The organism is Vulcanococcus sp. DEBay_Sum22DG08_74 (assembly GCF_017852955.1).
Classification (GTDB): domain Bacteria; phylum Cyanobacteriota; class Cyanobacteriia; order PCC-6307; family Cyanobiaceae; genus Vulcanococcus.
This window is the reverse complement of record NZ_JAFMKL010000048.1, coordinates 1-12,597: the sequence shown is the minus strand read 5'-3', so window position 1 is coordinate 12,597 and position 12,597 is coordinate 1. Positions and strand designations below refer to the sequence as shown.

Genomic DNA, 12,597 nt, shown 5'->3' with positions numbered 1-12,597 from the left:
AATCCATCCTCGAAGGGGTGCGTAGGCCCAAGGCGGTCCTGGGCCTGGGTCCTAAGGCTGTGCTGATGGGGCTGCGGGAGTCACCCACCCTGCTGCTGATGCATTGGGGCTTCGCCACCGGGATGATGCAGTTCGGTGTCTTCCGAACCCGCAAACCGGCGGCCTAGAGCTGGGTCATCGGATAGGCCCCAAACACCGCCAGGTGCTCGCAAAGGGGCTTGAGCTCCTCCATGGCCTGTTGCAGCGGTTCGGGTCCGCTGGGCAGCTCCAGGTCCACAAAAAAGATGTACTCGCCCATCTCCCGCTTGGAGGGGCGGGACTCAATGCGGCTCATGTTCAGGTCCCGATGGGCAAAGCACGCCAGGGCCTTGAGCAGAGCACCGGGTTGGTTCGCCTGCAGTGAGAAGGCCAAGCTGGCCAGCTCGCCATGCCAGTTGCGCTCGCCCTGACGCAGCAGCAAAAAGCGGGTGCAGTTGCCCGCCACATCATTAATGGGATAGGCCAACTCCTTGAGGCCGTGCTCCTTGGCGGCCTGCTGGGAAGCGATGGCCGCACGGAAGTGACTGCCGGCCACCATGCGGGCCGCCTCTGCGGTCGAGCTCGTGGGCAGCTGCAGGGCATTGGGCAGGTTGGTGCTCAGCCAGAGGCTGCACTGCGCCAGGGCCTGGGGATGGGAGAGGACTTCGCTGACCCCCTCCACGCTGCCGCTGCCGACCAGGGCATGGCGAATCGGCAACACCACCGCCCGGGAGATCTCGAGTTCTGGGTGCTCCCAGAGCGCATCCAAACAGGCCGTGACACCGCCCTCGACGGAGTTCTCGACGGGAACCACCGCGGCATCCACCCGACCGGCGGCGAGGGCCTGAATCACCGCACGAATTCCTGTCTGGGGCAGCAGTTCAGGCGCCTCCCACTGCTCGAGCTTGGCGAAGGCCTGGGCCGCCTGCTCCCCATAGGTGCCCACCGGACCAAGAAAAGCAATGCGCATGGGGCTGATCGGGCCGTGCTCGATAGGATCATGCCGCCCCGGCCGCCTTTTGATGCCCCTGGCCTTCAGTGCCAGCCAAGCGTTGCAGTTGCCGGTGCAGCAGAACGCCGAGCGTCTGGGTGCCTACCTGGACGATGAAGAGCAGGTGATTGAAGCCCTGCTCGAGGCCCAGCAACTCAGCAAGATCGCTCCTGGGCGCTACCGCTACACGGTGACCAAGCTGCAGGTCTTCCAACTGCAGATTCAACCGGTGGTGGACCTGGTGGCGCGGCGGAGCCCCAACCGGATCGAACTGGAGGCCATCGACTGCCAGCTCGAAGGCCTCGGGGTCGTCGATGATTTCCAACTCAGCCTGGGCTCCTGGCTGGAGGCCCGCGGCGGTGAGTTGGTCGGGGAGGCCAGCCTGGCCGTCAGTGTCAGCCAACCCAGCCTGTTGAAGCTGATCCCCACCAAAGTCCTGGAGGCCACGGGGCGCTCACTGCTCGCGGGCATCCTGCTGGGGATCAAAACCCGGGTGGGACAGCAACTGATCAACGACTTTCAGCGCTGGTGCAAGCAGCACGCCAGCGTCGAGGCCTAAGCAGCCAAGACCTTGCGCAGAAAACTGCGGCGATGCAGCTGCGTTGGCCCTAGGGAGAGGACTGCGGCACGGTGTTGGGCGGTTCCATAGCCAGCGTGGCGCTCGAAGCCATAGCCGGGATAGCGCTGCGCGAGCCGCACCAGTAGGGCATCCCGCGCCTGCTTGGCCAGGACGCTGGCCGCCGCAATTTCCAGGTGCGCGCTGTCCCCGCGCACGACGGTCTCCTGGGAGCCGGACCACAGGCGCAGGGGCAGGTTGCCATCCACCAGGACGTGATCTGGGGCCGGGGAGCCCAGGCGCTGCAGGGCCCGCAGCATGGCCCGTTCAGTGGCGCTGCGAATCCCCAAGCCATCGACTTCCTGGGCCGAGGCCTGGCCCAGGGCCCAGGACTCGGCCTGCTCCAGGATCAAAGGGACCAGCTGCGAGCGGCGCTTCGCGGAAAGAGCCTTGCTGTCGGTCAGTCCAGCCGCCGCCAGGGTCTCCCGGGCTGCATCGCTCAACACGACGGCACCGGCGAAGACGGGGCCAAACCAACAGCCCCGTCCCACTTCATCGACCCCAGCGATCCGCATCGCCCGCTTGGGCCTCAGTCGCTCGCCGAGGAACGGCGGCGGCGGCGGCGGGGCTCACCGTTGTCGTCGACCTCCTCCGCAACAGGAACAGCAACGACCGAGGCTGCAGCAACAGGGGCTTCTTCGGTGACCGCAACTGCACTGCTGCGGGTGCGCGTCCGAGTGCGGCCTGCGCGGGCCGGAGCCTCGTCTGCGGGAGCGGGTGAAGCCGCGGAATCAACGATCGCCACCGCCGGCAGCGGGGCCTCAGTGATCGCCACTTCTGTAATCGAGACCGTCGGCAGGGGTGTGATCGCCACACCCGTGGGTTCGGCCTGGGCGACAGCCACCGGCGCGGGTGTCGCGCCATGGCCATTGCTGTTGGCAGTGTTTCCGCCGCGACCGCGGCGGCGGCGGCGGGGACCGGCAGCCGCCAACTGCTGACGGGCCTCCTCGAGGACCGCCTCGGCGTCTTGACCTGGACGCACCACCCGCACCAACAGGTTGTCGGGATTGGGGGCGGGATCCAGGAGCAGCGCTGGGTTCAGACCCAACCAGCCGTAGACCAACTCCTGCTCAGGCTCCATCGGCACAGCGACCAATTCAGGCTCAGGCCGGCGGTTGTGGCCTTCCGAGCTGGCGGCAGCAGGACTCTCAGCCTGGCCGGTGGCCAGCGAGGCGCTGTCCTCGTAGGCCGCCACAACCTCGCCCTCGGAGCCGCGGCCACCGCGACCACGTCCGCGGCGGCGGCCACCACTGCCGCTCTCCAGTGCCGCCGGGGTTGAAGCTTCAGCACGGGCCGAGGCGGCCGAGCGAACCAAGCCGGAGACGCTGGCCAGGGGCTGGAGGGTGTCCTGTCCAGGCAGCACCACCACATGTCCCAGACCGCCGCAACTGGGGCAGGCCCGGCCAAACAGCTCATAGATGTTCTGCCCTTGGCGCTTGCGGGTGAGTTCCACCAGGCCCAGTTCGCTGATCTGGGCGATCTGGGGACGGGCCGAATCGGAGCGCACCTCAGAGGTGAAGTGCTCCAGCAGCTGGAGCTGATCGCGCCTGGACTCCATATCGATGAAGTCGATGATCACGACACCACCGATGTTGCGCAGCTTCAGTTGACGCGCAATTTCTGTCGCCGCCTCATAGTTGGTCCAGAGCACCGTCTCGCGGGCATTGGCCGAGCGGGTAAAGGAACCCGAGTTGACGTCAATGACGGTCAGGGCCTCGGTCGGCTCGATGATCACGTAACCGCCCGAGGGCAGATCCACCCGGGGCTTCAGGGCATCGCGAATCGCCGCATTGACCTTGTAGTGCTCAAGGATCTCGGTGGGCTCGCTGTGATGCTCCACCAGCACCTGCTGATGGTCACTACCCAAGAAGGTGTTGACCCGGGCGACCGCGTCGGGCGCGTCCACCACGATCCGCGCCAGCTCAGGGGTGTAGTGATCGCGCAGGATGCGATGGATGAAGTCGTCATCCCGGTTGAGCAGCACCGGGGGCGTCGCTGCCTCAGCGGCCGTCTGAATGGCCTCCCACTGGCGCAGCAGCGCCTCGAGATCGTCAATGAGCTGCTCTTCGCTGATGCCCTCCGCTTCGGTACGGATCAGCAGGCCAGCCCCAGGGGGCTTGATCAGGACGCCAAGGGCACGGAGGCGATTGCGCTCACTCTCAGCCGTGATCCGGCGCGAAATATTGACCCCTTGGCCGTGGGGCTGCAGCACCAAGAAACGACCCGGCAGGGTGAGATTTCCGGTCAGACGGGGCCCTTTGGTGCCCGTGGGCTCCTTCATCACCTGAACGAGCACCTTCTGGCGGGGCTCGAGCAATTCGGTGATGCCGACGGTCCCCTTCTTCAGGCGAAGGGGACCGAGGTCGGTGACATGAATAAAGCCGTTCTTCTCGCCCTCTCCGATGTTGACGAAGGCCGCGTCAATGCCGGGCAGGACGTTCTCGATCGTCCCGAGATACACGTCGCCGATTTGGTAGCGACCCTGTGCGACGACAAGCTCGTCAACACGCTCATCGGTGAGAACAGCGGCAATCCGCAGTTGCTCGGCGATGACGATCTGCTGGGGCATGGAAGGTCAGGAGATGACCTGCGCAGGGCAGGAGGGGATAAGAAATGACGAACCCAACGCAGCGCGTTGGCCTGAGACAGAGATCTGATCGCGGCATCGCCGATGCCGGGTGACTCCTGCCCGTGGGATGTGAAAAAAGCTCAGAGCGCGACGCCGAGGCTGAAGCTGCGGCGAAAGGTGGGGGCGTTCAACCATCGAGGCTGAACACGAAAGAGTTGCGGGTGCCAATTGGTGCCCGTCTGAACAGCGCCGCCTGGAGCGACTTTCAGGAAGGGAAACTCGTGAAAGCTGCTGAGGAAGTTCCGATCGCTCTTAGCCAACATCGGCTGGCCGGGCGAGGGAGAGATCAATCAACCGACTTCGGTCAATCATCTGCCGTCCTGAACGCAAGCTAGCACGGTTGATTTCAAGAGCCAGAAGGGCTTTGCAGCAGTAACGAACGCCGCCGCAAACCGACCATGGCCAGCGGCAAAGCCAAGCTGGTTGAGAACCACTGCTGCAGCTGTTCCGGCTTCAAACTGCGGCCTGCAGGATCGACCACCGCGCTGTACTGGAGCTCCTGAAGATCCGGGTCCTCGGCCGAGCGGGGACGCCGTTCAACCTGCTGGAGATAGGGCCGCAAATCCCGCTGCCTCGCTCGACCTTTCTTGTCGGTGTCCTCCCAAATCCAGGACTCCTGAGCCAGCAGTTGGGAGACCGCCTCGTCCCAAACCTCGGGAGCAGCCATGGCATGGCCCTGCTCGACGCGCCACTGCACAGCCCAGGTCGCACCCGAGAGCTCCTGGGACAAGCTTGAGCCGAAGACCTCCACGGGGTAGACCTCCAGCAGCGCAAACCCAGGGGGAAGTTGGCGTTGCAACTGCTGGCGGGCTTGCTCAGGATCGAGCGTGGCCGTGAACTCGATATCCATCCATTCCCCATCGGCCTCGGCGCCCAGGGGGAGAGCCAAGGCAAATTGCACCCGAGGCAGGGGATGGAAGCCCCCGGTGAAGCTCGCCGGCAAACGCGAACGGCGTAGGGCCCGCTCCATCAGGCGCACCAAATCGAGGTGACTCAGCAGGGCCAAGGACCCTGTTTTGGCAAAGCGGAAGCGCAGGCGCTGCACACGCTCACTGGCGGGAGGCCGCTGGGGGCTCGGCTCAGGAATCTGCGGAGGGGCCACCACCACGTTGTGCCCCAACTCGGGGCCACAGACACCGCAGCTGCTGCAGCCCTCAAAGGAGCAGTCCGGCACCACCGCAGCAGCCAGGGCATTGCGCAGGTCCTCGGCCAGCCAGGTTTTCTCGACCCCTGAATCGATGTGGTCCCAGGGCAGGGGCTGAGCGCAGAAGGCCGCCAGATCACTGGGGTCCATGCCCTCGGCGGAGCTCCACTCCCCCATCTCAAGCTCGCGGTAGCGCCCGCCCAGATCGGCCGCCTCAATCGCATCGGTCCAGGCCTGATAGGTGCGATCCGCCGCTTCAAACCAGGCATCCAACCCGGCCCCGGCGCGCCAGGCCGCCTCAATCACGGGCGCGAGGCGCCGGTCCCCCCGCCCGACAAAGTCCTCCATCGCCGAGAGGCGCACATCGGTGAAATTCGTCTTCAGCCCGCGCAGTTGGCGCAGGGCCTCCCGCAAGAGCTGCTGCCGGCGAACAAATTCAGCCGTGCTGACGCTGTGCCACTGGAAGGGGGTGTGGGGCTTGGGGGTGAAATTGCTGATGGTGAGGTTGAGCTCCAACCGCCCCAGATCACGGCACTGCTGTTGCAAGGAGCGGCAGGTCTCCGCAATGCCCAGGACGTCGGAATCGGTCTCCCCCGGCAGGCCGATCATGAAATAGAGCTTGACCTTGCGATAGCCGCTCTCCATGGCGGTGCGGATCCCCCGCAGCAGCTCGGCGTCGGTCAGGCCCTTGTTGACGATGTCCCGCAGGCGCTGGGTGCCGGCCTCGGGCGCAAAGGTCAAGCCCGCCTTGCGGGTCCCGCCCAGGATGTGGGCGATGTTCTCGTCGAAGCGGTCGACCCGCTGACTGGGCAGGGTCAAGGTGACGTTCTTATCGGCGAGGCGGTTGCGCAGCTCCACCCCCACCGCCGGCAGGGCCAGGTAGTCCGAGCAGCTCAGGGACAGCAAGGAGAAATCGGAATAGCCCGTGCGCTCCATGCCTGTTTCGATGGCCTCCACCACGGCCTGTGGTTCCACGTCCCGGGCAGGACGGGTGAGCATCCCTGGCTGGCAGAAGCGGCAGCCCCGCGTACAGCCGCGGCGAATCTCCACGGTGAGGCGGTCGTGAACCGTCTCGATATGGGGCACCAAACCCATGGCGTAGTGGGGCATGGGCGTCGCGGTGCGGCGCATCACCCGCTTGGGGACCCCGGGATGCAGCGGCTGCTGGCTCACCCCGTCGGGGCCAGGCCCATAGAGGGAGGGGACATAGACCCCTGGCACCTGGGCCAGATCCAACAGCAGCGCGCGGCGACTGAGGCCCGCAGCCTTCGCCTCCGCGACCACTAGGCCGAGCTCGGGGAGGACCTCCTCGCCGTCCCCCAGGACAATGAAATCGAAAAAGGCGGCGAAGGGCTCGGGGTTACTGGTGGCGGTGGGGCCGCCGGCAAAAATCAACGGCGGGGCCTCTGGATCGCCCAGGGGGAGATCACCGCGATCGGCCGCCCGCACAGGGACCTGGGCCAACTCCAACATCGCCAGGATGTTGGTGGCGCCGAGTTCGTAACTCAGCGAGAAGCCGAGAATGTCGAAGGCGGGCAGCGGCCGGCGGCTTTCCACCGCGAAGAGGGGCTGCCCCCGCTCACGCAAACGCTCGGCGAGATCCGGGCCCGGCAGGTAACTGCGGTCACACAGCTGACCCGGAACGCTGTTGAGGATCGAATAGAGAATGATGTGGCCGGTGTTGCTCGAGCCGACCTCGTAGATCTCGGGATAGGTCAGGGCCCAGCGCACGGCGGCGGCCGGCCAGACCTGATCCCAGTCCCGCTCCTGCACCCCCAACTCGTTGCCGAGATACCGGCCTGGCTTGGCGATGCTGCGATCCACCAGGGCGTCGAAATCCACCGGTGCATCGAAAACGGCGGTCACAACAGCAGGCCCTGCACTGACTCGATCGTATGCAGAGGCACCCCAGGGGAGCCCCCTCCGCATAGGACAATCCGGCCAGTACAACCGGGTCCGCGCGACCCTTCGCTGAGATGGCCCAGGTCAACGGCAACTACCTCAAGCTCAAAGCGGGCTACCTCTTCCCTGAAATCGCACGTCGCGTCAAGGCTTTCAGCGAAGCGAACCCCAACGCTCCGATCATTCGCCTGGGCATTGGCGATGTCACCGAGCCCCTGCCCCAGGCCTGCCGCGATGCCATGAAGGCGGCCATCGACGAGATGGGAACCCGGGAGGGCTTCCATGGCTACGGCCCCGAGCAGGGCTACGCCTGGCTGCGCGAGAAGATCGCTACCCATGATTTCCAGGCCCGCGGCTGCGAGATCAGCGCCGAGGAGATCTTTGTCTCTGACGGCTCGAAGTGCGATAGCTCGAACATCCTCGACATCCTGGGCACCGGCAACCGCATTGCCGTCACCGATCCCGTCTACCCGGTGTACGTCGACAGCAACGTCATGGCGGGCCGCACGGGCGATGCCGATGACGCGGGCCAGTACGGCGGCCTGACCTACCTGCCCATCAGCGCCGAGAACGGCTTCAGCGCCCAGATCCCCAGCGAGAAGGTGGATCTGATCTACCTCTGCTTCCCCAATAACCCCACGGGGGCGGTGGCAACGAAGGAGCAGCTCAAGGCCTGGGTGGACTACGCCCGCGCCAACGATGCCCTGATCCTGTTTGACGCGGCCTATGAGGCCTTCATCCAGGACCCCTCGCTGCCGCACTCCATCTACGAGATCGAGGGGGCCCGGGACTGCGCCATCGAGTTCCGCTCCTTCTCCAAGAACGCCGGTTTCACCGGCACCCGCTGCGCCCTGACCGTGGTGCCCCGTGGCCTGATGGGCACGGCCGCCAATGGCGAGAAGGTGGAACTCTGGGGCCTCTGGAACCGCCGCCAGTGCACCAAGTTCAACGGTGTCAGCTACATCGTTCAACGCGGCGCCGAGGCCGTTTATTCCGCGGACGGCCAAGCCCAGGTCAAAGGGCTGATCAGCTTCTACATGGAGAACGCCGCGATCATTCGCCGCGAACTCAGCGGTGCGGGCCTGACGGTCTACGGCGGCGAGCAGGCTCCCTATGTCTGGATCAAGACCCCGGCCGGCGTGGACTCCTGGGGCTTCTTCGATCTGCTCTTGAGCCAAGCCAACGTGGTCGGCACCCCCGGCAGTGGTTTTGGTGCCGCGGGCGAAGGCTATTTCCGTCTTTCGGCCTTCAACAGCCGCGAGAACGTCAACGAAGCCATGCGCCGGATCAAGGCCGCCCTCGCCCCTGCTGCCGCTGCGGCCTAAAGCGCTGACTAAAGTCCCTACCTCGTCATACCGGAGCTGATCAGGATGATCCGATCAACTCAGGCGCCTGGCCGCGAGAGCGGCGGCGCCGCTGTGATGGAAAAAGCGCCGGAGCGGGTGCGCAAACCCTCGCCCCGCTACAAGGTGCTGCTCCACAACGACCCGGTGAACACCATGGAATACGTGGTGACCACCCTGCGGCAGGTGGTGCCCTCCCTGAGTGAGCAGGACGCCATCGCCGTGATGATGGAGGCCCACAACACCGGCGTGGGCCTGGTGATCGTCTGCGATATCGAGCCGGCGGAGTTCTACAGCGAAACCCTGAAGGCCAAGGGTCTCTCCAGCACGATCGAGCCCGAAGACTGATGCAGTCCCCCACCAGATCGACGTTGCACTGGTGGGGGACGCTGCTCTATGTCCCCGTCCTCTACGGATTGGGTTGGCTCAGCTCGCGGCCGCTGGCGCTGGTCTTCCCCCAATGGCGCCCTGACCAGGTGGACCTGGCTGGGGTGGTGGTTTCGCTGCTGCTACTGCTACTGACCCTGCCTTGGCGCTTGCGCCGCAGCTGGGGTGTCGACCATCCCTGGCAACAGCTCGGGGTTGTCGTGCGTCCCACCGCGGGCCTGCGCGCCTTCATTCGCGGTCTGCTCAAGGCCGCTGGACTGCTCCTGGGTGTGGTGGTGGTCCTGCTGCTCAGCGGCCAGAGCCAATGGCAGGGACAACTCACGGCCGGCCAACTGCTCAACGCCATCGCCCTGCTGCTCGGGGTGGGGTTCGCCGAGGAGTTGCTCTTTCGTGGTTGGCTCTGGGGCGAATTGGAGCTGCTGGGCGGGCGGCAACGGGCCATCGGGCTCCAGGCCGCGTTCTTTGCCCTGGTGCATCCCTGGTACCAGCTGCCCCCCATCGAAGCCATCGCCCTGTTGGTGGGACTGGTGCTACTGGGCCTCGCCTTAGCGCTGCAAAGACGCGCCGATCAAGGGGCACTCTGGGGATCCATTGGCCTACACGGCGGCTTAGTCGGGGGCTGGTTTGCGCTTCAGGCCGGACTGATCAGCCTGCCGGCAGCCGCACCCGTTTGGCTGCTGGGTCCAGGTGGCGCCAATCCCAACCCGATCGGAGGTCTGCTGGGTTGGGCCGGACTGGCGGGGTTGATCGTGGTGCGCCGCCGCTGGTGGCGCTGATCTAACGGGTCGCCGTTGCCAAGGCCTTGCGGCCCTCGACCGGAGCGCGCAACGCCTCCTCCAGTGGAGCCGTGCCGTAGTCACGCTCCAAGAGATCCATCACCGTGCGACCAAAGTCGGCGGGATTGCGCTCAAACGCCTCCAGGCAAATGCGCCCAAAGGTGCTGCCCATCGGTTCGGGGTTCCAGAGGAGTTGCCGAGCCGTCCAGGGGAGCATGCTCATCGGGTTGTAGCCCGGCTTGATCAGGCCCTGATCAAAGCCGTACTGCTCCAGGTGCGTGTGGGGTTGCAAGCCGATGAAAAAGATCGCGGGCTCAACCTTGTCGGCACCAAAAATGCGCTCCAGCTCGCGGTGGTAGGCAACGGTCTGACGAATCGTCTCCGGACGCTCGTCGATGACGTTGAAGGAGTAGTTCACCGAGACGTGCTCCCTGAAGCCAGCCTCGGCCAAGAGGCGACAGTTCTCAAGCACGGTGCGGAGGTTGTAGCCCATCCGCATCTTGCGCACGAGCTCCTGGGAACCGGAGGTGATGCCGATCTCGAAGTAGTCCATGCCGGTGTCGACCATCAGCTGGGCCAACTCGGCGTCGAGGTTGTCGGCTCGGATGTAGGCCGCCCAGCGGATGTCCGTCCAGCCCTGGGCCTTCACCGCCCGCAGGAGCTCCTTGGCATCGTCGATGTAGCGGCGTGCCGGGATGAATTGCGCATCGGTGAACCAGAAGCCGCGCACCCCACGCCGATAGAGCTGATGCATCTCGGCGATGACCTCCTCGACGGGATTGACCCGGACGGCCTTGCCCTCCACCACCGTGTAGACGCAGTAGCAGCAGTTGTGGGGGCAGCCCCGCTTGGTCTGAACGCCGACGTAGAAGTCGCCCCCATCGAGATACCAATCCAGCTGGGGCCAAATCGAGGCGATGTAGTCGTAGTCGCAGGCCGTCTTCTCCATGCCGGAGGGCTGCTCATGAATCAGCCCGGGCCGAGGCGCTTCACCCGCCAGAAAACAGCGCTCGCCCTCGAGGGACTCCCCACGCAGGAGCTTCTCGAGCAAGGGCTCTCCTTCGCCAACGGAGACCACGGTGCCCCGGGGTAGCCGTTTGCCGAGCTGTTCGTAGAAGACGCTGACCGCGCCTCCGCCCAAGACCGCCTGGGCCTCTGGGTGATGACGGCGCGCGCGCTTCAGGCCACGGCGGACCAAGCGCAAATTGCGCCAGAGCTCCCCGTAAAAGGAGGCCATCAAACGCAACCCGCCAAAGGCACCGCGCAGACGGCGAACGGGATTCAGGGCGTAGAAGACCTCAAAGGAGTTCTGCAGGGGGTTGCCCCCGCGACCATCCACCGGGGCATAGATCTGAATGTCCCGCCAGGAAAAGACCAGAACGGTGGGCCGGAAGCTCTCGATCCGCTCCAGCAGCACCGCCTCGACATCCAGCAGGGGGACAGCAGCCAGATCAAGGATCTGCTGGGCCAGTCCGGGGAATTGTTTGTGCAGATGATCGGCCAGATACACCGGGCCAATCGGGAAAATCGGATTGCAGGGGAGCCGCACGAGCAACACCCGCTGATCAGCTGGCGGTAGTGGTCTCAAGCTGCGACGCCCATGGCGAAGTTGGACGCTAACAAGCAGCTGTTGTCCAACGTTGTTGGAGGGTTTCGTCGATCCGCTCGACCCTCTCCCGCAGGGCAGGCGGCAATCGACGCCACCAGTGCTGATGCGTGCAGGTGCGTGGTTTGAGTTGCCAGCCAGAGGCCTCAAGCACCGCGCGCAGCTGGCTGATCGCCGGTTGGGGATAGGCGGGATTAATCACGTCCTCCAGATCGATCCCGCCGAGGTCATCGATGCCAGCAGCCAAGGCAGAGGGCAGGGACGCCAAAGGCCAGAGATTGGGGGGCGTCTGCAGGTGCACCTCCTGCGGCAAGAGGGACCGGGCATCGGCGATCAACTCCAGGAGATCCCCTTGCTCGGATTCGCTCAGAACAACCGCTGAATCACCATCGGGTCGCCAGGGCTGAAGGATCACTTCCTGCAGGTGCCCCCAGCGCAACTGGAGATCCCGCAGCAGCTCCAAGGCCCTGATGCGCTCGGCGCGGCTTTCACCCACGCCCAACAGCAGCCCCGTGGTGAACGGGATACCCAAGCGTCCTGCCTGCTCGAGTTGAGCCAGGCGAACCTCCAGACGCTTGCTGGGGGCGCGGGCATGCAGGGGCTCATAGGCAGGACCGAGCCCCTCCAACATCAAGCCCATCGAGGGATTGCTCCGGCCAAGGCGCGCCATTTCCTGGCAGCTCAGGGGACCCGCATTCGTGTGGGGAAGCCGGCCCTGATCCAGGGCGAGCTGGCTGAGCTGCAGCAGACGGCTGAACCAGGCAGCGCGCCCCGCTGATCCAGGCGCCTCTTCACCGCTCAACAGCAACACCTCAGCAGCGGCGGGACGCTTACGCAGCTGCCGGAGGGCCTCCTCAGCCGTAAGTGGTACAGCCAGTGCTGGGGAGACGCGAAAACTGCAGTAGCCGCAGCGGTTGAAGCAGCCGCGGGTCGGAACCAACGTGACGCTGGGACTCCAGGTGACGACGGCCTCAGCAGGCACGGAACGCGCAGCGACAAGCGGGACTGATGCCACCGATTAGCAGGACTTGGGGGCCGGAAAGCCTGAGAAGGCGTTAACGCGTCGCAATGTCGCGCAAACATCCGTTACATTGGCTTTGGCAGGGCGGGTTACCGACCTGTCCTTCCCTAACCGCCAGGCGTTCGCGCACGGCACTTCTTTCCCGTACTCATGACGACCACCCT

At 65.3% G+C, this 12,597-nt stretch carries 10 protein-coding genes and 1 pseudogene; 5 read left to right on the top strand and 6 right to left on the bottom strand.

Annotation, left to right across the window (positions count from 1 at the left end):
• Positions 1-167 (top strand): annotated as a pseudogene (locus tag QZ184_RS06910) (SAM-dependent methyltransferase); the annotation flags it as partial.
• Here the strand turns inward: QZ184_RS06910 and pheA are convergent.
• Complete coding sequence (gene pheA, locus QZ184_RS06905; RefSeq protein ID WP_010314614.1) at positions 164-988, bottom strand: prephenate dehydratase; 825 nt, start codon at positions 986-988, stop codon at positions 164-166. The pseudogene QZ184_RS06910 and the gene pheA sit on opposite strands and share 4 nt — an antisense overlap.
• A 52-nt stretch (positions 989-1,040) precedes the next feature.
• Here pheA and QZ184_RS06900 point away from each other — a divergent pair, with 52 nt between their 5' ends.
• On the top strand, positions 1,041-1,568 hold the full coding sequence (locus tag QZ184_RS06900; protein ID WP_010314612.1) for a DUF1997 domain-containing protein: 528 nt from the start codon (positions 1,041-1,043) through the stop codon (positions 1,566-1,568).
• Here the strand turns inward: QZ184_RS06900 and QZ184_RS06895 are convergent.
• The 3 genes from QZ184_RS06895 to QZ184_RS06885 all read right to left on the bottom strand — a co-directional run bounded on the left by QZ184_RS06895 (position 1,565) and on the right by QZ184_RS06885 (position 7,264).
• Positions 1,565-2,140 carry a ribonuclease HII gene (locus QZ184_RS06895; protein WP_296418731.1) on the bottom strand — a complete coding sequence of 192 codons (576 nt, stop codon included), beginning with the start codon at positions 2,138-2,140 and terminating at the stop codon, positions 1,565-1,567. The two genes, QZ184_RS06900 and QZ184_RS06895, sit on opposite strands and share 4 nt — an antisense overlap.
• 14 nt (positions 2,141-2,154) lie before the next feature.
• The gene (locus tag QZ184_RS06890; protein ID WP_296418730.1) at positions 2,155-4,194 is read right to left on the bottom strand and encodes an Rne/Rng family ribonuclease; all 2,040 of its coding nucleotides are present in this window, start codon (positions 4,192-4,194) and stop codon (positions 2,155-2,157) included.
• A gap of 406 nt (positions 4,195-4,600) precedes the next feature.
• Positions 4,601-7,264, bottom strand: coding sequence for a TIGR03960 family B12-binding radical SAM protein (locus tag QZ184_RS06885; protein WP_296418727.1), 2,664 nt, complete (start codon positions 7,262-7,264; stop codon positions 4,601-4,603).
• 110 nt (positions 7,265-7,374) lie between these two features.
• On the opposite strand from QZ184_RS06885, the gene QZ184_RS06880 reads away from it, so the two are divergent.
• Genes QZ184_RS06880 through QZ184_RS06870 form a run of 3 tightly spaced genes read left to right on the top strand, consistent with a single transcriptional unit; the run spans position 7,375 to position 9,806 of the window.
• The gene (locus QZ184_RS06880; RefSeq protein WP_296418724.1) at positions 7,375-8,625 is read left to right on the top strand and encodes an LL-diaminopimelate aminotransferase; all 1,251 of its coding nucleotides are present in this window, start codon (positions 7,375-7,377) and stop codon (positions 8,623-8,625) included.
• Positions 8,626-8,670: 45 nt separating this feature from the next.
• A complete protein-coding gene (gene clpS / locus QZ184_RS06875) occupies positions 8,671-8,991 on the top strand; it encodes an ATP-dependent Clp protease adapter ClpS (protein WP_247476277.1) in 321 nt (106 codons plus the stop codon).
• Complete coding sequence (locus QZ184_RS06870; RefSeq protein WP_296418723.1) at positions 8,991-9,806, top strand: CPBP family intramembrane glutamic endopeptidase; 816 nt, start codon at positions 8,991-8,993, stop codon at positions 9,804-9,806. The genes clpS and QZ184_RS06870 overlap by 1 nt, the downstream gene beginning before the upstream one ends.
• A 1-nt stretch (position 9,807) precedes the next feature.
• Here QZ184_RS06870 and QZ184_RS06865 read toward each other — a convergent pair whose 3' ends face one another.
• Together QZ184_RS06865 and cofG are read right to left on the bottom strand one after the other, a co-directional pair.
• A complete protein-coding gene (locus QZ184_RS06865) occupies positions 9,808-11,364 on the bottom strand; it encodes a photosystem II high light acclimation radical SAM protein (protein WP_010314588.1) in 1,557 nt (518 codons plus the stop codon).
• Between the two features lie 58 nt (positions 11,365-11,422).
• A complete protein-coding gene (gene cofG, locus QZ184_RS06860; RefSeq protein WP_296418720.1) occupies positions 11,423-12,394 on the bottom strand; it encodes a 7,8-didemethyl-8-hydroxy-5-deazariboflavin synthase subunit CofG in 972 nt (323 codons plus the stop codon).
• Positions 12,395-12,597 lie beyond the last annotated feature (203 nt).

What these genes read in the sequence shown, in the direction of transcription:
- QZ184_RS06890 (WP_296418730.1), bottom strand. Translation starts at nt 4,194, where the DNA reads ATGCCCCAGCAGATCGTCATCGCCGAGCAACTGCGGATTGCCGCTGTT.
- QZ184_RS06870 (WP_296418723.1), top strand. Translation starts at nt 8,991, where the DNA reads ATGCAGTCCCCCACCAGATCGACGTTGCACTGGTGGGGGACGCTGCTC.
- QZ184_RS06895 (WP_296418731.1), bottom strand. Translation starts at nt 2,140, where the DNA reads ATGCGGATCGCTGGGGTCGATGAAGTGGGACGGGGCTGTTGGTTTGGC.
- QZ184_RS06900 (WP_010314612.1), top strand. Translation starts at nt 1,041, where the DNA reads ATGCCCCTGGCCTTCAGTGCCAGCCAAGCGTTGCAGTTGCCGGTGCAG.
- QZ184_RS06880 (WP_296418724.1), top strand. Translation starts at nt 7,375, where the DNA reads ATGGCCCAGGTCAACGGCAACTACCTCAAGCTCAAAGCGGGCTACCTC.
- pheA (WP_010314614.1), bottom strand. Translation starts at nt 988, where the DNA reads ATGCGCATTGCTTTTCTTGGTCCGGTGGGCACCTATGGGGAGCAGGCG.
- clpS (WP_247476277.1), top strand. Translation starts at nt 8,671, where the DNA reads ATGATCCGATCAACTCAGGCGCCTGGCCGCGAGAGCGGCGGCGCCGCT.